The sequence below is a fragment of the candidate division KSB1 bacterium genome, from assembly GCA_034505495.1.
Classification (GTDB): domain Bacteria; phylum Zhuqueibacterota; class Zhuqueibacteria; order Residuimicrobiales; family Krinioviventaceae; genus Fontimicrobium_A.
This window is the reverse complement of record JAPDQV010000007.1, coordinates 37528-60308: the sequence shown is the minus strand read 5'-3', so window position 1 is coordinate 60308 and position 22781 is coordinate 37528. Positions and strand designations below refer to the sequence as shown.

20 protein-coding genes and 1 pseudogene are annotated in these 22781 nt (G+C 55.0%); 5 read left to right on the top strand and 16 right to left on the bottom strand.

What is annotated here, in order from left to right; all coding sequences use genetic code 11:
* Positions 1-8: 8 nt before the first annotated feature.
* Entirely contained in the window at positions 9-1643 is a 1635-nt protein-coding gene (locus tag ONB24_04745; GenBank protein ID MDZ7315412.1) for a BamA/TamA family outer membrane protein, read from the bottom strand.
* Positions 1644-1845: 202 nt separating this feature from the next.
* On the bottom strand, positions 1846-2826 hold the full coding sequence (locus ONB24_04740; GenBank protein ID MDZ7315411.1) for an RluA family pseudouridine synthase: 981 nt from the start codon (positions 2824-2826) through the stop codon (positions 1846-1848).
* Positions 2827-2933: 107 nt separating this feature from the next.
* Between ONB24_04740 and ONB24_04735 the strand changes: the two genes are divergently transcribed.
* On the top strand, positions 2934-4139 hold the full coding sequence (locus ONB24_04735) for a hypothetical protein (protein ID MDZ7315410.1): 1206 nt from the start codon (positions 2934-2936) through the stop codon (positions 4137-4139).
* 11 nt (positions 4140-4150) lie between these two features.
* Here ONB24_04735 and ONB24_04730 read toward each other — a convergent pair whose 3' ends face one another.
* From ONB24_04730 to ONB24_04710, 5 genes are all read right to left on the bottom strand, one after another.
* Entirely contained in the window at positions 4151-4939 is a 789-nt protein-coding gene (locus ONB24_04730) for a ThuA domain-containing protein (GenBank protein MDZ7315409.1), read from the bottom strand.
* A gap of 78 nt (positions 4940-5017) precedes the next feature.
* Complete coding sequence (gene speB / locus ONB24_04725; protein MDZ7315408.1) at positions 5018-5893, bottom strand: agmatinase; 876 nt, start codon at positions 5891-5893, stop codon at positions 5018-5020.
* The gene (locus tag ONB24_04720; GenBank protein MDZ7315407.1) at positions 5890-6960 is read right to left on the bottom strand and encodes a deoxyhypusine synthase family protein; all 1071 of its coding nucleotides are present in this window, start codon (positions 6958-6960) and stop codon (positions 5890-5892) included. Before ONB24_04720 ends, speB begins: the two co-directional genes overlap by 4 nt.
* Before the next feature lie 15 nt (positions 6961-6975).
* On the bottom strand, positions 6976-7533 hold the full coding sequence (locus ONB24_04715) for an arginine decarboxylase, pyruvoyl-dependent (protein MDZ7315406.1): 558 nt from the start codon (positions 7531-7533) through the stop codon (positions 6976-6978).
* An 88-nt stretch (positions 7534-7621) separates the two neighbouring features.
* Positions 7622-8161 carry an ECF transporter S component gene (locus ONB24_04710; GenBank protein ID MDZ7315405.1) on the bottom strand — a complete coding sequence of 180 codons (540 nt, stop codon included), beginning with the start codon at positions 8159-8161 and terminating at the stop codon, positions 7622-7624.
* Between the two features lie 121 nt (positions 8162-8282).
* On the opposite strand from ONB24_04710, the gene ONB24_04705 reads away from it, so the two are divergent.
* The 4 genes and pseudogenes from ONB24_04705 to ONB24_04690 all read left to right on the top strand — a co-directional run bounded on the left by ONB24_04705 (position 8283) and on the right by ONB24_04690 (position 12828).
* Positions 8283-9293, top strand: a complete 1011-nt coding sequence (locus ONB24_04705) for a S1 family peptidase (GenBank protein ID MDZ7315404.1) — start codon at positions 8283-8285, stop codon at positions 9291-9293.
* Between the two features lie 6 nt (positions 9294-9299).
* Positions 9300-11408, top strand: coding sequence for an ATP-binding protein (locus ONB24_04700; protein MDZ7315403.1), 2109 nt, complete (start codon positions 9300-9302; stop codon positions 11406-11408).
* Between the two features lie 83 nt (positions 11409-11491).
* Positions 11492-12445: pseudogene (locus ONB24_04695) on the top strand (sigma-54 dependent transcriptional regulator).
* A gap of 212 nt (positions 12446-12657) precedes the next feature.
* Positions 12658-12828, top strand: a complete 171-nt coding sequence (locus ONB24_04690; protein MDZ7315402.1) for a hypothetical protein — start codon at positions 12658-12660, stop codon at positions 12826-12828.
* 2 nt (positions 12829-12830) lie between these two features.
* Here the strand turns inward: ONB24_04690 and ONB24_04685 are convergent, their stop codons facing one another.
* From ONB24_04685 to ONB24_04645, 9 genes are all read right to left on the bottom strand, one after another.
* Positions 12831-14138: an AgmX/PglI C-terminal domain-containing protein gene (locus ONB24_04685; protein ID MDZ7315401.1), complete on the bottom strand. Its 1308-nt coding sequence runs from the start codon at positions 14136-14138 to the stop codon at positions 12831-12833.
* A gap of 9 nt (positions 14139-14147) precedes the next feature.
* The gene (locus ONB24_04680) at positions 14148-14666 is read right to left on the bottom strand and encodes a biopolymer transporter ExbD (protein MDZ7315400.1); all 519 of its coding nucleotides are present in this window, start codon (positions 14664-14666) and stop codon (positions 14148-14150) included.
* A gap of 3 nt (positions 14667-14669) precedes the next feature.
* Positions 14670-15122, bottom strand: coding sequence for a biopolymer transporter ExbD (locus ONB24_04675; GenBank protein MDZ7315399.1), 453 nt, complete (start codon positions 15120-15122; stop codon positions 14670-14672).
* 3 nt (positions 15123-15125) lie between these two features.
* Positions 15126-15746: a MotA/TolQ/ExbB proton channel family protein gene (locus ONB24_04670; GenBank protein MDZ7315398.1), complete on the bottom strand. Its 621-nt coding sequence runs from the start codon at positions 15744-15746 to the stop codon at positions 15126-15128.
* Positions 15747-15830: 84 nt separating this feature from the next.
* The gene (locus tag ONB24_04665; protein MDZ7315397.1) at positions 15831-16130 is read right to left on the bottom strand and encodes a hypothetical protein; all 300 of its coding nucleotides are present in this window, start codon (positions 16128-16130) and stop codon (positions 15831-15833) included.
* The gene (locus ONB24_04660; GenBank protein MDZ7315396.1) at positions 16127-18916 is read right to left on the bottom strand and encodes a tetratricopeptide repeat protein; all 2790 of its coding nucleotides are present in this window, start codon (positions 18914-18916) and stop codon (positions 16127-16129) included. The genes ONB24_04665 and ONB24_04660 overlap by 4 nt, the downstream gene beginning before the upstream one ends.
* Positions 18913-20304, bottom strand: coding sequence for a tetratricopeptide repeat protein (locus ONB24_04655; GenBank protein MDZ7315395.1), 1392 nt, complete (start codon positions 20302-20304; stop codon positions 18913-18915). Before ONB24_04655 ends, ONB24_04660 begins: the two co-directional genes overlap by 4 nt.
* A 290-nt stretch (positions 20305-20594) precedes the next feature.
* Complete coding sequence (locus ONB24_04650) at positions 20595-21605, bottom strand: Gfo/Idh/MocA family oxidoreductase (GenBank protein ID MDZ7315394.1); 1011 nt, start codon at positions 21603-21605, stop codon at positions 20595-20597.
* Positions 21606-21687: 82 nt separating this feature from the next.
* The gene (locus tag ONB24_04645; protein ID MDZ7315393.1) at positions 21688-22662 is read right to left on the bottom strand and encodes a glycosyltransferase; all 975 of its coding nucleotides are present in this window, start codon (positions 22660-22662) and stop codon (positions 21688-21690) included.
* Between the last annotated feature and the right edge of the window lie 119 nt (positions 22663-22781).

The following is a 22781-nucleotide window of genomic DNA, read 5'->3' as shown; positions in this document are numbered from 1 at the left end:
TTTCGCTCCTAAAACGTTCGACACAAGCGAAAGGTTACAATGAAATCTGCCCGCTGTCGATCCAGACGACGGGCAAAGTCGATACGAAAATCGCCGTCGGGGTCAGCCAGTCCAATGCCGACGTCGCTTTTCAGTTGCGCCCAACAAAGCACATCAAACCCCTCCCACGGCAGCATTTTTTGCTCCGACACACCCGGCCATTCCTGCTGAACATGCGGTGCTTCAGGGTCGGCGAACCAGGCCTTGCCTGCATCGGCAAAGAGAATCAGATCAAGCCCAAGAAAAAAACGGCCGCCGGTGCGGAGGTGGTATTCCACCGTTCCCGACACCATTCGGTCGCCTGTAAACTCTTTGAAGCGATAACCGCGCAAAGTCGAGATGCCGCCGAGGTCGTACCAGTAAACCGGCGGCAAATAGCCGGAGGCAGAGCCTGTTCGAACGTGCAGGAGAATGTGTTCATCCCAGTTCAGCGGCAAATATTGTCTAAGATCGAGGATAAAGCGCTCGAATTCGAGCGGACTGCCGAGATCCTTGCCCGACCGTTCGCCGAAAGCCTGAAGGTAAAAACCGCGCGTCGGTGATTTGCGGCTGTTGCGCGTATCGAGCGTCAGTTCGGCGCCTACGGTTCTGACCGCCAACGGCTCATCGACGCCGTTGGCGGCAAGATACCCGAGAGGAAGCGCCGCAGGATTATCGCGAAACACCTTGCGTTTGCCGAACAAAGCCCAATCGGTATTTTTGTCAATGTTCGTCAAGTCGTCGCGGCGGTAGAACGCTTTGAGCCTCATCGCCGATGAAAAATTTTGACTAACCCAGGCGCTGAACCCTTCGCGTCGGTAGTAATCGCGAAAATCTTCCTTGATGAAAAACGCGGCGGCGGCGTTCTCCCAATCGCACAAGAGATGCCTGTCTTCGGTATCCGTCAAGTGATGGTATTCGGCGCCCATTGCAAAGCGGAATTCGTCGCCGCTCCAGCGTTCCAGGCCGATCTGGTGCTGCCAAAACTTGGCGGCAAAAGAATAGCCGACTTTGCCGATTATGGCAAAATGGTGATTCCGACGCGCCCACCATTCCGATTGCGGCATGCGGATTCCTAATGTCAAGCCGTCGACGCGATTATAATCGGCCCAAAAGAAATCCTCTTCCTCGTCAATATCTTTCGTTCTTTGCCAAGCTTTTTCCTCTTTCTCGGACTCTTTATCTGCAGAGTAAGGCATCGTTGTTATGACTACATCTCCCTCGACGGCGGCTTCCGGGTCGCGAATGACCTTGCCGTTGACGGCAATGACGTCGCCCTCAACGAGGGCGCCTGGGAGCAGATGCATGTCGCCAAAGACGACCAACACGTTCCCCTCGACGCGTCCGGCCAGCTCGAGTCTGCCCTTAATGACCTCAAGGCTGCCGTCAATCCCTTCACCGGCAAGAATTTGCAAGTCCCCGCAGTATCGTTGCACTCCGCCTTCACGGCCGCGCAGATAGGTCTTTTCTGCATGCTGAACGATTGATTTTTCCTTTGTAGTCAGCTCTTCCCAACAAGGTAACTCACGCGCATACCCTTTCTGTGTAAAAAGCAGCAATAAAAGGATGACGCCGACGAGCATCCATATAACGAGCAGCAGTCGATGAGTCTCCAACGTTCTCATGATATGCCTCATATGCTTTTACGGTACGTTTTCTTTAAGGCAAGAGGCGTGCCGCAAGCCGTAAAGCACCCCCATCAGTGCTGCTTTTTCCATAACTCACTTTTTTATAGTGAATTAATTCATATGTTCATATAACAACATCTTGTCAAAATCGATGCTGTAGGCGGGTTACTCTGTGTAAACTGCCAACACTGTTGTCGTTTTACACATGACTGCTCTTTAGAATGTGGAGCAATTCCCGCATGTCCTGCGGCAAAGGAGACTCGAAAACGTAAAGTTCCTGGAAGTGGGGATGAACGAAGGCGAGGGTACGAGCGTGGAGCATTTGGCGGGTGAATTGTTTAAAAAGCTTTACCGCAAGTTTAGCTTGGGGTCCCGTTAAACCGGCAAGTTGTCTGCCGCGGCCGCCGTACAGGGGGTCGCCAAAGACAGGGTGGCCGATAGAAGCCAAATGCACGCGAATCTGATGAGTGCGTCCGGTCTCCAAAAGCAGCCTGACGCGGCTGGTAAAAGGCAGTTCTTCCAAGACCTGGTAGTGAGTTATCGCCGGTTTTCCGTTAGGGTCGATGTGCATGCGCGTCCGCTCTTTGGGGTGGCGCGCCAAGGGTGCTTCAATGCGGCCGCGCTTTTCTTTCAAATGCCCCCAGACAACTGCATGGTATTCGCGCTCGATCTTGTGCGCCGCCAATTGTTTTGCCAGACGAACGTGGGTAACATCGTCTTTGGCCACGACCATCACACCGGAGGTATCCTTGTCCAGGCGATGAACCAAACCCGGCCGGCTTTTTCCGCCGACCTGCGAGAGAAATCGGCAGTGCGACAAAAGGGCGTTGACGAGCGTACCCCGCATGTTGCCGTAAGCCGGGTGGACAACCAATCCGGCGGGTTTGTCGATGATGATGAGATACTCGTCTTCGTAGATGATGTCGAGAGGAATCTCTTCGGCTTCGAGATCGGCCGGTTGCGGCGCCGGAAAACGAACGACAATGACCTGCCCGGCCTTTAGCCCATAGCCGGCTTTGCGCGGTTCACCGTCGACGGTCACCCGTTTTTCGTCAATCAGCCGCTTGAGCTGCGCCCGCGTAACCGACGACAGCTGCTGAGCCAAAAATTTGTCCAAACGCTCTTTCCTTTTATCGTCGGGAACTCGGAGTTCAATGACTTGTTCCTGCTGTTCACTCACGTTTTCTTAATTGCCTTCCAAGCATAAAAGGGATGATCAGCTTGACTTTACCTGAGCAAAACGCTATTTTAAGTTAACCGTAATCCATCAGCGGAGCTGCCGAAAATATGGTTTTTTTACTTTTCTTCCTGTTGGTTGCCGTCCTCGAGGCGGCCGAACCTTTTGACTTTCCTATTGCCATATGGTACGGCGAATCAACGGATCAGTCGCTGCAGGATTTGCAAATCTTAAAGAATGGAGGCTTTAATCTCTGTTTCTTGAATGAAAAAGACAGCCCTAGGAATCTCTTGCTGCTTCGCGAAGCGGAGCAGATCGGCATAAATTGCATTCTCTCTGAAGCAGCTCTTGATCGTTTCATTTTCGGCAGCGACTTGAGCTTCCGCCGCATCGACAGCTTGACACAACTCTATGGTCGATTCCGGGCGTTTCGCGGCTTTTTACTGTTCAACCAGCCGACGCTTAACGACCTGCCTTCTTTTGCCGAATTGGCCGACTTTTTCAACGGTAAATATCCACGATTAGAATGCCTGACCATCGCCCGCGGTTTGCGCTTTCGTGATGAAGCAGAACGACGCAGCTATGACACCTATCTCGCCGATTTGCTCCGCAAATTAAAAATCAAACATCTGATCGCCGATAACCCGGGAATATTGGCCGGACAGTTGCGCGAAGAGTATTTTGCCAATCTGGCGGCGTTGCGTCGGGCGGCGCAACAATATGAACGCCCTTTCTGGGCGTTCGTGCTTTTGGAGCCGATCGGCCGCCCTCCAATGACTCCTCTTGCCTACATCCGCATGCAGGTCTACAGCGGCTTGGCCTTCGGCGCCCAGGGAGTCATCTATTACGCGTTCCGTTCGTCTCCTTCCTCATCCCGAACCGCCACCCTTGTCGATTCGGACGGCCGCCTCTCCAACTCTTTTTCATACTGTGTCGTCGTCAATCAGGAGATCGGGCGTTGGGCAAAGCTCCTTTTGCACTGTAAATCTATCGCCGTTTACGGAAGCAGCATTATGCCGGACGTCGAGCCCCTTCCGCCATTGCAGTTGATCAAAAAAATCGACGCACCGGGCATGCTTTTAGGATTCTTTCGTTCGCCGGAAAACGAGACTTTGCTTATGCTCGTCAATACCAACTACCGTTACGGCGTCCGTTGTCGGGTCTTTTTTGCCGATCATTGCCCCGGCATGGAGGAAATTGCAAAAGACTTTGTTGAGCCTTATCGAATACGTTTCCGCTCCGATGATCAGGAGCGCTTCGCCGAACTGATTTTCAAAGCCGGCGAAGGCAGACTGTTCCGTCTTTACACCCGCTGACTATGCCCCAATCAGGATTTGGGACGATAGACAGGCTGCTTCCACGCTTCTTTGGCGCCGCCGCGACTCTGTGCCGCCCATAGGATGCCGCGCTTCATTATTGTCAGAGCTTCAGGTACATCGAAATCGGCCGCCACATGACCGAGCGAACTGTAAAAGACCCGACCCTCGCCGTAGTACTTTTTCCAAACCACCGGCATGACGCAGCCGTCAATCCACGGCGCGTACTTGCCGGAAAACGTGGTGATCGCCAGCACCTTGACGTTGGGATCGACGTGCATATAATACTGTTCACTCTTCATATGGAAATTATTTAATCCGGCGGTTACCGGATCTTGATAGTCAACGATTTCAACGTCGTAATCGATAACCCCGCCGGGATGCGCCACCCATTGACCGCCGGTCATAAATTGATATTCGGTATTGTTACGGAACGAGTCGCACAACCCCCCGTGCCAACCGGCGATACCGACGCCGCTTTTTACCGCTTCCAGCAGCCCCTTTTCCTGCTCATTGGTGATGGTTCCCATGGTATAGATCTGTACGACGAGATCGAGGGAGGACATGAGCGCTTTATCCGTATAACTGTCGAGCGTATCTGAAACGAATACCTCGGCGCCCTCGCTGCGCATCCAGGGGACAAAGATATCGCGGCATTTCTGTGGTTCGTGACCTTCCCAGCCGCCCCAAACAAACAGCACTTTTTTGCCGGCCAAAGCTCCTTCACCGGCGCGCAGGCCGACGCTGCCGAACGCTACCGCAGCTCCTGCTGCTGCGCGCAGAAACTCTCTCCGTTTCATGAAACCTCCATAGTTGAATAGTCGATTGAGTTTATGACTTTGGCGACTAAAAAGCAAGGAAAACCGCTACGCAGCGGCTTATCGACCTGCGGCGGCGATCGAAAGGCCGATCACTCTGTAAATGAGCTTGGCGACAGCAAAAGGAGAATTGCGATCGTGCGTTTCGACGGCCAATTCAACCACATCGAATCCCACGACCTTTTTGGTCGCAAAAATGCGGCTCAACATGGCCATGGCTTCGTCCCAAACCAGTCCGCCGGGTTCCGGCGTTCCCGTCGAAGAAATAACGCTCCAGTCAAAGGCATCGACGTCGAAGGTTATAAAGACCGGATCAGGTAATTCGGCCAACGCCGCGTCAAGGTCAACTTTGCCGCGGCGCAGGTTGTGCATGAAAATCACCGACAGGCGTTGTTCATCGATGAGCCGTGCCTCTTCCTCCGACAAGCTGCGGATGCCGATCTGCAGAGTATGGGGAGTCATTTCGCGGATGCGCGCCATAACCGAGGCATGGCTGAAACGACTGCCCTGGTATTCGGGACGCAAATCGGCATGAGCGTCGAACTGAATACAGGAGAGGGTTCCATAGTGTTCCTTGAAGGCGCGAAAGACGCCGCTGCTGATCGAATGGTCGCCGCCGAGCACCACCGGTATTTTTTTCGCTCGCAGAATTTCGGCGGTACGGTGATAGATTCTTTCGTGCATCTCCTGATGGTCGTCGCTTATCGCCGGCGGGGCGGCGACAGCAATGCCCGCGCGATGCGGACAAAAGCCGAGGACCTCGTCGTAAAACTCGAGGTAGCAGGAGGCTTCGAGCACGGCGTCGGGAGCGCCGGCCGCGCCGCGGCCGTAAGAGACGGCTCCTTCATACGGAACCGGTAAGATGACATATCGCGCCTCCTCCCAGCCGCCGAACTCGTTCTCTTCGCCCAAAAATTTATGCGTGTAGAGCTTCATCGTGCCGCCTCCAGTTTTTCACGATAATCCGGCAGCTGATCGACAATGCGCTTGGCCGGTCGCGGCTTGCAGTTGTCCACAACATAGGCGGCAAGCAGAGGGAAAATGACGCTGTACTCTCCCCAAATCTGCACCAGCTTTTCTTCATCGGCCTCTTTGTACTTGCCCCAAGTGACCGCTTCGCTGAAAGTACAGCTGGAAAGACTGCCTTCGCGTTCGACTGCCGTGGTGATCTGCAGGCCTCTTTCCGCGCCTTCGAACTCGATCTGCAGAATCTGGCTGATGGTGGGACCGGTCTGTTGAATAAAGTTCTTGGGGCCGCCGCCGCCCAGCTCGACGAAACCGGTTTGCGGCATGGCAAAAGAGATAGCCGCCGAGTCGAAAATGTCGGCCTGGCCGGACAGGCGCACCGGAAAGCCTTCGCGATCGGTTCGGGCTAGATTCATGGCAATCGAGTGGTTGGATAGCGAGTCCCAAAAGATCGGCACACCGTACTTTGCCGCGGCAACGACAAAGCTGCGCTCGGGATTAGGCGCGGTCTCGGCAACCCACCGTCCGAGAAGCGCATTGAACTCCCAGCTCGACAATTCCCGACCGGAGAGTTCGGCATAACGTTCACGAACGAAACGGCGAATGATCTCATCCTGTGCTTCAAGCGTCTCTTTTTCGCGGATGCCGATGTCGTAAATGCGCGTATCGCCGTGACGGCGCAGCAAATTGTCATCGGCAAGGGGACTGACGGCTTTGACGGGCAGATTATAGGCAAAATGAAGGTCGTGATACACCTGCGCGCCGGTAGAGCAAATGACATCGATAAACCCGGCTTCGATAAGCGAAATGACCATGCCGCCCATGCCTCCGGCAATGCCCGCACCGGCAATGCCGAGCCAAATCGTGTCGTTACCGTCGATCATCCGTTTGAATAACCGAGCGCCTGCAGCGACGCGCCGCGCCTCGAAAGAGGTCGCACCCAACAGATCGACGAGCTGGGAGACGGACAGACTTTTGCGCAGAGGCTGCGGAACAATGTCCGGCGCCCCCTCAAAAAAGGAACGTAAAGATTTCATAAGATTTTTTCCGGATTATTCGAGAATCATAACCGCCATAGCCACAACCGTGGTATAGAGGCCGTCCTTATGGCCGCGCGCTGTTTGGGCAATGCTGCGGCTGACGAATTGATTTTTATGGTCGACTTTGTAAAGCTTCTTGCGTTCATCCCACGCCTTTTCCGGATCGAGGTCGATGCCGAGGGTCGAGGCGAGCATGGTGGCGGCGAGGTCTTCGGCAAAATCAGCGGCCTTTTGCTGAGTCTGTCCGAACGCGTGATGTTCGCTGATATACCCGTACTGTTCCTTGTTCTTCGGTTGGGCAAGCCCGATGGCGGCGGAGATGATGCGTCCGGGCTCGTTGGTGGTCATGCGCGCCATAACGACGAAAGTGATCTGCCCCGGCCGCAGAAGCTTCAAACCTTCTTCCTTGGAGATGATTTTGCAGCTCGGCGGGAAAATGCTCGAAACGCTGACGAGATTACAGATTTCCGTCCCCGCATTGCGGAGGGCTAATTCGAAGCTTTGCAGTTCATTTTTGTGGTAACCCACCCCCTTGGTGAAAAACATCTGCTTAGGCACTAGTCTGTTCAACTCACAAATCCTCCTATCAAATAGTTTTGCTTTGGTGATTTAAAGAGCGCAAATATATTAAAAAAGTACAAGGAATCACAATTATTTTTTAAAATTGCAGCGGGTAACGGAGCCGAATCAGACGAAAAAGGACAAGCGCCCCGAGGCCGCCGAAAACCGCTGTAACGAATTGCGGCAAAGCCATCATACCGATCAAGTGCGCGGGCAAAGATCTTCCCACAATCAGCGGTAAAAGCTTGAGAGCCGATCCATAGAGAAAGCCCGCTTTTGCGGCAGCACCGAGCAAAAGCCCTAGCCCAGCCGCGCCCCAAGCAATCCCTTCACCCTCTGCACGACGAAATTTTTGCCCAAAGAGAGAAAAACAGGCAACTAAAAGCCCATTACCCACGGCAATGAACGGCACCATGGGCGCCAACATCGCGGGCAGTTGACCGCGCAACAATGCAACGATCGGGGTCAAAGCTCCCAAACCGACGCCGGCCGACAGGCCGAGAATCAGCGCAGTCAGGATCAGCATCATGTTCACCAAAGGGCCGGTAAAAGGCTGCGGGAGACCGATCAGCTCCAAAATCAGCGTCACAGCCAGCAGAAACACTAAACGAGCCAAATAGCGATTGCGCTTGATCATCCCAGCTCCAATGAAAATTTCGGAGAGATTATAGGGCATCCGTTTGTTAAAAGCAATCGAATTTCCTGTTGTCGAATTAAACGAATTGGTTAAATTCAAACCATAGATTGGGAGGTTGATTATGAGCGATCTTCAAACGGTTTCGGATGCTTTGGCTGCAGTAAGGAACAAGATGCTGCGCAAAGCCAACGTCATCGGCATCGGCGTAGGGTTCAAAGAAACGGAAGGCCGGGTTTTGAGCGAGCCTGCTCTCAAGGTGTTGGTGGTCGACAAGCTGCCGGTTTCGGCGCTTGCAGCTCAGGATGTAGTGCCAAAGACAGTAGCCGGCGTGTTGACCGATGTTACGCCGGTCGGCCGTATCTACGCCTACGATTCGCCTCGCGACCGTTTTCGGCCTGCTCCGGCCGGCGTCAGTATCGGCCATTATGCCGTGACCGCCGGCACGTTCGGCGCCCTGGTGCGCGACGCCCGCACCGGCGAGCTCCTCATTCTCTCCAACAATCATGTTCTCGCCAACTGCAATAACGCTCAAGTCGGAGACACTGTTCTACAACCCGCCGCCGCAGACGGCGGCAAGAATCCGCAGGATCGGATCGCCGTGCTCGATCGCTTTGTCAAACTGCAGTTCAAGAACGCTCCGGCAGAAAAAGAAGCTCCGACCTGCCCGTTGGCGCGCTTTGCCGCCTCGTTTCTCAATGCTTTTGCCGCTCTTTCCCATTCGCAGACTCGTCTGGTAACCACCCAATCCTATGCCGTCAACCTCGTCGATGCGGCGGCAGCAAAACCGATCAACAACAGTCTCATTTCCGATGAGATTCGCGGCATCGGGCGGGTAAACGGCACTACAAGTCCCGCCCTGGGCATGAAGGTGAAAAAGAGCGGCCGCACCACCGGTTATACCGAAGGCGAAATTACTATTCTCGATGCCACGATCGAGGTGGGCTATGCGGGACAAGCGGCATTGTTCGAGCATCAGATTCTGGCAAACTCCATGTCGGAACCTGGGGATTCAGGCAGCCTGGTGGTGGACTTGCAGAATCGCGCTGTGGGGCTGCTCTTTGCCGGTTCTGCATCGGTCACAGTCATCACCCCAATCGAGACCGTCTTGGCGGCGCTCAACCTGACCTTTTGAGGCCTCATGCCCCTGCTCGACATCCTGACACTCATCGGTTTCGGTTTCGGTACGGCGCTGGCCGTAATGCTTTTTTCCCTTTCCCTGCAGCGACGTCCGAAACGTCCGGTGGACGCAGCCTTTGCCATCCTCTTTCTCTCGATCATTTTTTGGTTTGCCGGCAATTTCTTTGCAATTCTCATATCCCTTTTGTTCGGCCGCGTTGTTGCCGTCGAGATCCGCGCCCTCTCGGTCATCGCCTATTTGGGGCTCAGTCTCACGCCTTCGGCTTTGGTGCATATCCAGCTGATCCATCTGCTCACTTTGGAACAGGAAAGCACACGCCTGCGCAGGCGGCATATCACGCTCATGGCGTTCCTCTATCTGCCGGCCTTCGCCTTTATTGCTCTCTACGGTGATTACGTCATCCGCCATGTGGAACCCTATCCCGGACGGAGTACGTGGATCAGTACACCCTTTCTCATCTGGCTGCTGTTTTGCCTTTTGGTCTCCATTATCGCCTCGGAACGTCTTACGCGCATCCTGCGCGAGGAATCCGACAGACGCTTTTACCGCAGCATCAGCAACGTGCTTTTGTTCATCGGAATCGGCGTGACGCTGATCTATCTTTTCTCTTTTCGCCGGCTACCCTTCATCGGTCCCTACCTTGACCTCCTGATGCTGCTCTCGCCGGCATTTCCCTTGGCGGTGCTGCTGTACTACGTGTATCGTTATAATTTCTACCGGCTGGTCATCAAACCAAGTTTTGTTCATTCCATCGCTTACGGGCTCCTGATGGCCGCCTATCTGCTCGGCATCCGCCGCATCGGCGAATACCTTCGCCAGTTTCCCGAAGTCAATGCCGAGATCATCGAGGGTTTGTTGCTGGTTGCTCTGGTCTTTGCCTTTCAGCCCTTCCGCGCCGCCTTTCAAAGCCGCCTTGACAAGTTGTTTTTCCGTGACCGCTACTACTATCAGCTTTTTCTGCGCGAACTTTCCGACAGCATCAGCAGCCTGGTGGACCTCGAAGAACTGACGCAAAAACTGAAAAGCTCGCTGCAGTCGGCGCTCAAGGTGCGCCGGTGCGCCGTTCTCATTTTTCGTCCCGACTCGCCGGAGCCTGAACCGGTAAAGGGCGGCGACAAAAGTCCGCTCATCGATGATAAAATGTTGGTAGAGGCACTGCTTGCGACGCGCGGTTTTAGTCTGCGCAGACAGATGCGCGACCCGCGCGTGCAGGCGGCTCTGCGCGGCAGCGATGTTGCGTTGGCGGTGCCGATCTTTTTCCGCAACGAGCTCCGCGGCGTGATTTGCCTGGGCGCCAAAGAGAACGGCAACGATTTCTCTGAGGAAGAACTGGACGTTCTGCAGACGTTTGCCAATCAAATCGGCTTGGCCGTCGAAAATGCGCGGCTGGTGCAGGAACGGCTCGAGCTGATCGACCGCATTCACCAGGCGGAAAAGCTGAGCTCCCTCGGCCAACTGGCAGCCACCTTGTCGCACGAACTCAAGAACCCTCTCTCGTCCATAAAGGCGATCATTCAAGTTATGCACGAATCGGCGGGAGAGGCGGAAAAAGCCGATTTGGCTCTGGTTTTGGAAGAGATAGAGCGTCTGCAGCGCATTCTGCAGCGGCTATTGACCTTCGCCAGACCGCCTGCCGCGGAAGTCGAAACCGTACGACCGGATCAAGTCGTCAGAGACGTTCTGACGCTTTTGGGTCATCAGGCAAGGCGCAGCGGCATCGAACTGATCGATTCGCTCCGTCCCATGCCGCCGGTGACGCTGAACGTCCATGCCCTGCGAGAGATTGTCTTTAATTTGGTGCTGAATGCAATGCAGGCGGTGCAGGCGGAAGGCCGCGTCGAGGTTACGCTTTCTGCTCACACGAAACGACGAGGCGGTCGCAAGCATTCGACGCTTGTTCTGACCGTGGCGGACGACGGCCCCGGGGTGCCGGATTCGGTGCGAAAACGCATCTTTGAGCCCTTTTTCACCACCAAAACCGTCGGCGCCGGCTTGGGTTTGGCCATAGTTAAACGGACTTTGGAGGAAATGGGCGGACAAATTCTTGTAGATAATCGCCCTGGCGGCGGAGCGTTGTTTACGATCATTTTGCCGATCAATGCAGCATGACTATATCCGACGGACAAAACATGGAAACCCTTGCGAAAAGTAAGATTCTGATTGTTGATGACGAACGGGCAGCCCGCTACGGCATGCGCAAAGCGCTGGCAATTCTTAACGCTCAAATCGACGAATGCGGCGACGGTGAAGAAGCGCTGCAGCAGGTGACGCAGCTTCGGCCGGACGTCGTTTTATGCGACATCAACATGCCGAAAATTAACGGCCTGGAGTTTTTACGGCGTCTGCGCGAAATGCGGCTCGACGCACATCCGGCGGTTATCGTGGTTACAGCCTACGGTTCGGAAAAAGTGGCGGTCGAGGCCATGAAGGCGGGGGCGTATGATTATCTTAGCAAGCCGTACGAAATAGATGAATTGCGCCTGATCGTCAGCCGTGCTCTGGAAAAGATCAGACTGGAGCGGGAAAATATCGAGCTGAAGAAACGAATCGCCGAGTCAAAGACGGACCTGTTGGGCAATTCTCAGGCCATGCATCATGTTCGTCGGCTGATCGAAAAGGCGGCGCCGACCGACGTGACCGTGCTGCTGGTCGGCGCCAGCGGCACGGGAAAAGAGCTGGCGGCGCGCACCATCCACTCGCTCAGCAACCGCGCCGACGGCCCTTATGTGACAATGAACTGCGCCGCCTGGTGGAAAGCGAGCTGTTCGGTCACGAAAAGGGAGCGTTTACCGGCGCCGGGAGTCAACGGCTGGGAAAATTCGAACTGGCGCACGGCGGCACTCTGTTCCTCGATGAAATTGCCGATATGAGCCTGGAAACGCAGGCCAAGATTCTGCGCGTTTTGGAAGACAAGACCTTTACCCGCCTGGGAGGCAAAGAGGTCATTACTGCCGACGTGCGGCTGATCAGCGCCACCAACAAAGATCTGCAGAAAGAAATGGACCTCGGAAATTTCCGCCCCGATCTCTATTATCGCCTCAAAGTGTTTGAAATTCGGCTGCCGACCTTGGCGGAGCGTCGGGAAGATATTCCGCTGCTGGCCGAGCATTATCTGCACGTTTTTGCCGAACGCCACCGACGTCCCGTGAGGGCCATTGAACCGGCGGCATTGCGGATCCTGATGAATTACCATTGGCCGGGAAACGTGCGCGAACTGGTGCATGTGATCGAACAGAGCGTCATCTTGGCCGAGAATGAGACGCTTGCCGCATCCGATCTGCCCCCTGAAATCACAGCAGCCGCCCAAACGGAGCCGGAGTGGTATGCGCCCCGATTCGGCGAACTGTCATTTGCAGAGATGAAGGAACAGTTCGTGGAGAAATTCGAGCGCAAAGTGATTGCCGCGGCGCTGGAACAGGCCAAAGGCAACGTCAGTCAGGCGGCGCGCTTGTTGAAAATCAAGCGACAGAATCTGCAGGTCAAACTGAAAGCCCTGGGCATTTCGCCGACCGAGCTGCGCCGAAAATAGACCTATTGCGCGCGATGAAAGACAAAGGGGACATTAACGGTCACGATTCCAGCCTCGATTGAAGGAAATTTTAACCCCCGCAAAATTGCCGTCAGTTCGGCAATAAATTCCGCATTGGCGATCGTGGCCTCGACGATGCGCACTTCGGTCACCCGACCGTCGGCGGCGATCGTCACGTCAAAACTCACTTTTCCCTCGAGCTCCGGGTCCTGGCGCAAGTACTTGTTGTAGGTATACATGACGCGTCCGCGCTGGGCGTTGATGACCGCCATCACCGATTCGGCGGTACGGCGACCGCGGGCTTCGCCGCTCGCGCGGATCGATTGCGGCAACTCGATCGCCACATCGCCCTGCTTTTGCAGCTCCACGGTGCGGATGCCTCCTGCAACTGCAGATTCATCTATGCCGGAGCCGAGACGCGACAATGCCGACAAATCGAGGAGGCCTTCGCCGCTTCCGGCAGAGCCGCCGCGGCCGCCTCGACTCTGCAGCAACCTTCCGCCGCTCAATAGTTCGTCCAACTGCCTCGCTACTCCCTGATCGAGCAAAAAATCGGCCGCCCGGCTCCGGCCGCCTTCCCGTCCGCCGATCAGACCCAAAAGTCCTGTGGTGCCGACTGATCCGCCGTCCCCTCCTCTCCGTTCGCCGCCGCGTCTCGTCTCGCTGCGTTCCGGCGTCGTTTCGCTGCCGCTGCCTGACACGGATAAAGGCGACTGCCGTTCCGGCGGACGAACGATGAAACGGGCGAAACGCTGCGGAACCTGTTCCGCTTTCGGCGGTTCTTCCGGCGGTAGTTTGACAGTCCGCAGATGCATCCCCCAGAAAAATTCTCCGACCAGCAAGATCAGCACCAACGCCTTGAAAAAGAGATCACGGCTCAGCGAGCGTCGCCAGGCGGCCTTCCAGTCGAATGCGGGAAACGCCGGCCGCATCTCGACGACGCCGTCGAAATAAAAGGCGATTTGTACTTCACCAATGAGAATCGTGCCGGTCCGACCGGGAAGGAGCCTGAGCAGAAAACAGTCGCCGCTGCTCGGCAGGAGCTCATGTCCCATCAGATCGCGCAGGTCAAGCGTGGAATCACGATAGGAAAGTGTGCCCCGCATGCTCGGATGCAGGCGAAGTTGAGCAAAGCGGCCGCGGTTCTCCATGAAAAGCATCGTCTTGGGCAGCACAGAATCGATGACCACAATGTCGTTCTGCGTACCGAGGCCGAGCCGCAGCCTTTCGCCGGGCTTGAGGTCACGCTTCAGCACGCTGCTGCCGTCAAAAATCTTTAGATGGAGAACATGTCCGTTTTTTTTCCGCATGCTGAAGAGCTATTTTTCCTTTTCCAAAACGGTCAAATGAAGGTTTGCGTAACCGACTTGACCGGCAGTAACCATGATGCGTTTGAGGATTTCGAAGGGGAGGTCGCGATCGGCCTGGATGGAAATGCTGCCGCGAAAACCCAAGTCCGCAGAGAGCGATGCGATTCCCTCGGATATGGAGCGTAGCCGCAGCAATTGTTCTCTCAGGGGCGCAATGACCAAGGGCGATTGCGGAGTGATTTGGTTTAATCTTATTACCGGTCGACCGTCGAGCAAAATCCACTCCTGCGTAACTGCTATAACCGAAAGTACTCGCGGCGCCTGCTGAGAAGACGATTCCGGAAGCCGCAGATCGCGCGTCAGAGTCACCATCTGACCTTCGGCGCTGAAACTCTTGAGCAAAAAGACCAGCAGAATAGTAAACATGTCGATCATCGACGTCAGCTGCAGCGCAAAGGTCGGCCGCTTTTCGCGCCGTACGCGGCGCAGCAGGTTGAAGGAGTGATTTGCAAAAGGACTCTCAGCCATCGTTCACCCGCTAATCGAAATAGCCGGAAACCCGCTCTCGCGGCAGACATCCATCACGGTGACGATGATTTCGTAGCGGATGCTGTTTTCCGGTGCAATGATGATTTCTTCTGCCGAGGGATATTTTTGTTTGATCGTTTCAAGCTGTCGCCGCAGCCCCTGCCAATCATAATCCGTCCCCTTGGGCAAGGCCGGAAATTTGAAATCCGAGCTCTGCAGCTGCAGACCGTCAGTCCGCACGGTCAGGATGTTGATCACCGGCCGTTCCGCAGTCGTCGATGCACCACGCTCCAGGCTGGGAAGAGTCATTTCCAAAACGGCCAGGCGCACGAACGACGCGGTGAGCAGCAGAAAAGGAATAAGGATGAGAAAAATATTCATCACCGCCGTCAGATTGAGCTCTTCCGCGCGCCCATGGCCGCGACTGCGCGATCTGACCGTCGCTTTGAGATCCATCGCTCACCTCGCCGATGTCATATAACGGAAGAGTCGGGCGACGTTTTCATTGATTTCATCGATCAGTTCGTTGGTCTTTTCCATCAGGAAGGTATAGCCGACAAGACAAGGCAGCGCCGAGATAATTCCAAAGGCGGTGGTGTTCATGGCGACCGAGATTCCGGCGGTTAGCAAAGAGGCTTTATCCGCCGCATCGGCGTGTGCAACGGCGGCAAAAGCGCTGATAAGACCAAGGATGGTACCCAATAATCCAAGCAATGTAGAGACATTGGCAAGCATGGCGAGATAATGCGTGCGGCGTTCCAACTTGGGAATCTCCACCATGGCGGCCAACTCCATGGCGCTCTGGATCTCTTTATCAGAGCGGTTGATTTCCAAAAGTCCGGCGCGGACGATGCGGGGAAGCGCTGCCTCGGATTGACTGCAGAATTCGAGCGCCCGATCCACAGCGCCGCTTTTCAGGAACTGGACGATTTGAGTGACAAATGTCTCGGCATCGATACGGTTCTTGATGCGAATGACCATCATGCGGTCGATGATGACGGCCAAACCGGCGAGCAGCGCCAGTAGGATGGCGTACATCAACGGTCCGCCCTGTACGAAAAAGCGAATGATTCCCTGCAAAATGCCTCCTTCAGCAGTCCGAATGCTGTAAAACGATCAAATAAAAATACGCAAAACCGTTCATCTCTCCAAATTGTGTTTAGCTTACGGTTTGCTCGGCCCGCGCTTCGATACCTCGACGGCAACGCTCCGCTCGACGGGCCGAAAAAGTTCCGATATAAACGAACGCGTAATGGCGAAATCTTCAATCTGCGGTGAACGTCCCGGCAGAATAAAGACCGCCTGCGGCTTTTCCAGTGATCCCTCCACCTCGATTTTGTCGAGGAATAATTTGACGCCCTGGTCCTTGGACTGAACTGCGGTTGAATCGACGGTTGTAGAATCCGGCTGTTGCGCCGTGCCTAGTCCGTAAAAGAGTAGAATGCACAGTAATGCGCGAATCATCGACCCTCCGAAACAGCCGATACGTCTTCGGCGTTGGGCGGCAGCACGCTTTGCAGTTTTGCAGCATGCTCGCGGCTCATGGCCACCCATTGGTTTTCGATGCCGTTGACGGCGGCTTGTGTTAGATTGCTTTGGTGCGCCTCGAGAGCGCGCTGAATAAAGGGCAGCGAGCGCTCCGCCAACTTTTGTCGATAAAGCGACTGCTCCTCCGGCGACAGTCCGTCGGGAAGAGGAGCTTGTTCCAAAGCGCGCACCATCTCTTCGAACGTCTCGCCGATGCGGAACATGGCGGCGGTCGTCCAGTCCGCCGAACGATAGCGCGCCGCGTCACTGAAGGCCTGAAGAACGGCGTTAAAGGCCGTCATTTTTTTTTTCAAATTGGACTCAAACGGCGGCCTGAGCGACAGAGCCTTAAAGGCGGCAAACTGTTCTTCCGCCAGCATAAACTGTGCGGCTGCGGCAAAATAGGGATCGACGTCGCGACCCCGGCGCTGGAACTCTGTAAAGCGCTGCAAGACCTGCCGAAATGCGGGCACTGCTTCCTGAGGTTGCCCCAGCCGCTGCGCCGCCTCACCGATCCTATAGAGATATTCCAGAGATTCCGTTGAATCGGCATAGAGTTGAACGAATTTCTGGGAAGCCGTTTTGACGGCAAGCCAATCTTCCGCCGCCTCGTAGCAGCGTACGGCGTTCTTTAGGGCCTGCCGACGCAGCGGCGACTGCGGGTAACTTTCAGCCGTCTGGAGGAAATTCGCCGCGGCAAGCGCCCAATCGGCAAGCTGCTCGCGCAGGGTTCCGGCCTGAAAGAGGGCTGCGGCAGCCTGCTCGGCATCAGAAAACCGCAGAACCAGCTGCTCGAACAGCCGCGCCGCCTGCAAAAGGCTGTCGGCCCGTTGCAGCTGGAGAGCGGCTTCGAACAAAGCTTGGGCTTCCAGTCGCGAATCGACGCCGGCCAAAGAAGCCTGCTGGAGGATGTGAGCCGCCTCCAAAGCTCGTCCTTGTTCGCTCAATTGCTCGGCCAGTTTGAATTGTGTCGAAACGGCGGAACGTTGGAACTGCCGCGCTTCTTCTGGGTCTGCAGTGAGCTTGGCGGCGGCCACAAACCAGCGCTGTGCCTCCCGATAGTTGCGGCTGTCGAAAAAAGCTCTGGCAATATTGGCGGCGGCTGCAGCACGCAATGGACCCGTCGGTGAAAGTTTCAGTATGCGTTCATAGGTTTTAACGGCAGAAATTAAGGCGCCGTTTTCATAAAGTACTTGGCCGAATATCATCAGCACGCGATCGAGCCATTCGCTCTGCGGAAACATGCAGTAAAAATCATTGCAGGCGAACAAAAGCTCTGCATCGCTGCGCGGCAGATTGGGCAATACGATCGCAGCTTCAGAATTGAGAAAATTGAGCAGACGCAAGGTATCCGGTTCTTCGGTGCTGCGCAGCTTGAGGCGGCTCAGCACGCGATTATAAGCTGCTTTTTCGCGCCACGGCGAAAGGGGAACCGCCGCAGCAGCGCGATAGGCTTCCGCAGCCGCCGCATATTCCCCGAGGGCGAACAGGCTTTCCGCCTGTAAATAATAGATCTCTCCCCGCAATGAATCCTGCGGAAAGAGACGCAAAAAACGATCATATTCGTTTACTGCTCGGAGATAGCTTTCCGGCGATTGCTTTTCGTTGCCCTGCGACTGATGGAATTTGCCGAGATAAATCAACGCCTCTCGGCAAAGCTCAGCTCCCTGTGCCGTCGCCTCAGGACTTGCCGCATTCCAACCGTTTCCCGGCGCAAATCTCTCGACGGCCTCTTCGCGCACGCGATTAGCCTCACCCGCATCGCCGGCGGCTTCCCAATCTTCGATCATGCTGCGGTAATAGCGCGGCAGAGCAGGAGAGCTCGGATAAAAACGCACCAAGAGTCGATAGACTTCAACCGCCTGCTGATATAAAGAGCGCTGCTCATAGAGCTGCGCCATTTTTTCGAGTGTTTGGGGAACGTATGAGTGATCGAGATGAGCCGACAAAGCAGCTTCGGCAGCAGCCGGGCCGCCGGCTTCAATGAACGAATCGGCAAGATAATGGACGGCCTCGCGGTTGAGGTCTGCCACCTCTTCGGCGCTGCCCGCCGCGGTTTGTTCAAGCAGAGTCAAAAAACTCTGCGCCGCATCGTTCCAGCGCCGCAGATTAAAGAAAGACCATCCCAGCTTATAAAGAGCCATGCGGGCAAACGACGTCGCGCCGAGATCGAGGAGCTTTTGATAATAAAGCGCAGCCTGCTCGAATCGTCGGCGGTCAAAGGCAAATTCACCAAGCCGAAATAGCGCTTCAGGAAGGTGCTGGGTAGCGCCCTCCTCAGACAAACGTTCGAACCAGTGCGCCGCTTCTTCCTCTTCGCCGGCTTCCTGACAGGCCGTCGCCAACTGATAAATGACCTGATCGCGAAAGGCAATCCGAGGATATTTTCCCAGCAGCTCGCGGCAGAGGGCGATCGTTCGGCTCATATCGGGCCGCAAAGGAGCGGCCTCCGATTCGGCTTCACGACTGTCACGTCGCTCGTATGCCGCCAGTTGCTGCTGAAAGAGCAGCTGAGCACGATCATAATAAAGCCGAGCCAGCTGAAACGTGGTCACGGGAGTAAATTCGTTTTCTGGATACTTTTGCAGCAAGGCTTCATGCTCTTGAATCAGCCGCTCGAGTTCCTCAAGCCTGGCCGAAGATGTTTCCTGTCCCAAAGCCGCCAACAACGGTACGAGAAATGCCCAGATGAGCGGTGTTTTTCTTTGGAGCAATCGCCTCATTGCGCACCCTCGCTGCCGAAGCTGTTCTTTTCCTGCTGCTGCAGAAAAGCTGCCCGCATTTTGCCGTATTCCGCATACGCCCGCCAATTCCGCCGTTCTTCCTTGACCGCAGTCTCGCGCGCAAGACGGTCCAGCCGATCGAGCTGTTCCATCAGCTCACGCCTTTCCTCCGCCAATGCCTTCAGTCGTCTTTCCTTTTCCTGCCGCTTCACGGATGCCTCTTGGGCGTCATCCTCCAAGTCGGCCATGAGAGAGGACTCTAACTTGAGCAACTCCATTTGTCGCGCTTCGAGGCGCTCGCGGTCGCGGGCAATCTTTTCATTGACCTTTTCGATGGTTTGGGTCACACGATTGACATCCGGCGTGTTGGCGATCAGTCGATCAAAAACGGCGATGGCTTCGGCATATCGGCCCAACATGGTACAGCAGCGGCCAAGGAGAAAAAGCCCCTCTTGTGATGCAGAATGGTTTGGAAAAAGCTGGGTCAGCTCGGTCAGCGCCGCAGCGGCGGACTCCCACCGCCCGCTTTGCGCTTCCGCCCAACCCTTTGCCAGCAAAGATTCAGGATAAAGCTCGCTTTGGCGGGGAATTCTAGCGAATGCCGCGGAAGCCTGTTCATATTGCCCGATCTCGTAATAGATATAGCCCATCGAAAGCCGCGCCTCATCGGTCAGCCTCCGCTGTTCGGCGTCGATGGCCGGCAAAGCTTCCGCACGCTCGAGCGCCGCTACAGCCGCCGGCACGTCCTTCATTCGCAGCAGCGCCAAAGCCGTAGTGTAGAGAACATAGCCGCGATAAGGGCTTTTGTCGTTGGTCTGCTGGAACGCCGTCAAACAGCGGGGATAATCGCCGAGCTTGTAATAAGCCATGCCGGCATAATAACCGCTTATATTGATCAACTCCTGCGGAGGCGAGCTGCGCAAGAGCACGCGGTAGAAATCGAGACTTTCGTTAAAATCGCCTCTTTCGTAGGCGATGCGCTGCAGACCGATCAGCGCCTCAGGAATAAAGCGGCTGGTAAGATACCTGCGGGTAATATGAATGTAAGCACGAGAAGCCGCCTCTTTCATGCCGAGCTGATAAAAGCTGTTTCCCAAAAGAAACAGCGCCTCGTCCATCTTTTCGTAGCGCGGGTCAGTGTTAATGAGCGAAAACAAACGGCGGGAACAGCCCCAATAATCGCCCGCAGAATAATCGGATTTGGCGCGGAGAAGCAGGCGTTCCGCCTTTTGTGTTTTTTGCCCGGAACTGCCGAGCTTGAACGGATCGATCGCAGCCGGGACATTTCTGAGATCGAACGCTCCGGCTGAAAAGAGAGTTGCTGCCGGTCCAATCAGACAGACCGAAAAAGCAAACAGCTTGAAAATTTTTGCGCGCGAGTTCCGCATCGAAAAGGCTGTCGAAGATCTTTTCAGTGTTAGATACATCTATCAATTAAAGTATAATAAGCAACGGTCGTGCCGGCTTCACCGCACAAGTCAAGCGGCAGAACAGTTTTTCTCTCTTGAAACCCAACGAGTTGCGTCGGCAAAGTCTGCCGAATCGGCTGCAGCTTGTAAAAAATGCTTCATCGATGAGACATGCGCCCGACCCATGACGCAATTCTGATCTATTAAAATGAAACTGAACAAGACAAGAAAGGTTTCGCCGGCTATCGTGTTCAATCCCGCAAGCGGTTTTATTCTCTTAGGCTAATCAGGCGCGCTTCTTCCATTGAACGCTTTTCGGCCAAAGCAATTTCGATGCTTTGTCTTGCGCTTTCGGGCGTCATGCGCGTCGGTTCCAAGTTTTGCTCGAGACAATGGATAAAGTAACGATACTGCCGTTCGTAACCGTCGCCGGGCTCAGGGAGGATGATTTCGGCTTCTGCGCTCCCCTTACGCCACAGTCTCATGGCAGGCACAGCAGCGGAATCGTACTCGATTTGTCCTTCTTCAAAAATTGCCGAGAATCCCATGCGAAATCCGCTGCGATAAAGCCAACTCCCTTCTGCAGTGCAGATCAAGTCGCGATCGAAAAGATAGGTGGTCGTCACAGCCCCGTTGGTGCCGTTCGGCAATGAAACGCCGCGTGAAAGAACGGATACCGGTCGCCCTAAAAGGTAATGAACATAATCCGCATCATGCACGTGCAGGTCGAATAGACAGCCTCCGCTTTTTTGCTCATCAAAAAACCAGGCGTTCGGCCCACCCCAATTCGGCATACCGCTGAGACGAAAGAGACGCAAGGAAAGCAAAGCGCCGAGCTGGTTTTCCCGCACAATTTTTTCCAGAGCTTCATACTCCGGCCAAAAGCGGATGCATTGTGCGATAAAGAGCCGTCGACGTGCGGCGCGGGCGGCAACGATCATCTCGTCGCAATCTTTCAGCGTCAGGGCCATCGGTTTTTCGCACACCACATGACACCCGGCTTTCAGTGACTTGACGGCATAATCGCGGTGCAGGTGGGTCGGCAGACAAATGCTCACCACGTCTACCTTTGTCTTTTCGAACACCTCCTCCAAGCTCGCGTAAAACGGCACCTGCAACGGCTCTTCGGCCCCCTCAACCGTAATGTTGCCTTTTACCGCCTGCCTCTTGGCCGTATCCTGTTCCACAATGGCCGCGACCTCAGCACCTTTGATTTTTCGCAATACAGCCGCATGAACACCGCCGATAAAGCCGTAGCCGACAATTGCAAATCGAATCATATCGACCTCGCATTAATTTTGGTTGCACACAATTTCGCAAAGGTGCAGTGAAAGTGCAAGCCTTGCCTTGACAAAATGCTTTTTAGAATAAGCGGCCGCGGCGATAAGTCCGGCCTTTCCATTCATAGACACCCAAATTGGCCCATAAACCTACCGCTAAAATATAGAGCACTTGAATGACCTCGGCCAAGAAAAAAACGCGTAAAAAGACGGCAAATTCGGGCAACTTGATGCGCCGAAGAAACCAAAAATCGGCAGCAAATTTTACTGCCGTAAAGATCAAAAGAAACGGCACAGACGGCGCGCATAGCCAGGAAATGAATAATAGAAAAAAGTAAAAGTAAATGATAACCTCTGCGGTTTTTAAGGCGGGCGGGTAAGCGGCGGTTTTGGAAGCCCATCGCAGCCGCTGCGCAATAAAGTCGTGCCAACGAGGGTTGGCGGCTGTGGTCACGATTTCCCCGTCGACAAATCGGCATTGCCGGCGGCTGCGCGAAGCCATTTTCTGCACTAGGAGATCGTCATCGCCGGAACCGAACGCGCCGATGTCTGCATAGCCTCCCGCCTCGAAAAAGGCGCACCTGCGGAACGCCAAGTTGGCGCTGTTGGCCAGCGTCGGCCGATTCAACCCGAATAAGGCGGCGCCGATGAGAACGTATGCAAACGAATCGAGCCGTTCGATACGGCTGAGAAGACGCCCGTCATCGCGCACCAGCAGCCAGGAAGCGACCAGGTCGACATCGTCATCGAATGCGGCGGCCATCGATTCAATCCAGCGCGGCGGCGCGATGCAGTCGGCGTCGGTTGTAAGAATGATTTCACCTTTTGCCGCTTCGATGCCGGTTTGCAATGCTGCCTTTTTGGGCGCTACGCCGGGTATCGGCTGCGACTTTAGAACCGTAACGCCGGCAAAGCCGGAAGCAATTTCGACGGTTGCATCAGTCGAATAGTCGTCAATGACCAGGATCTCGGTCAGTTCCTTTGGAAAAGTCTGGGCCGTCAATGCCGACAGGCAGTCGGCGATGACTGCTTCCTCGTTCCGCGCTGCAATGACCACCGAAACCCGAACCCTTCTTTCACTTTCACTTTTCGGAACCGATCTGATTCGCTTTAGGCCGCACCGAAGAATCATCAATCCCGTGACGTAGGCAATTGTCAAAAAGCCGATTGACAAAA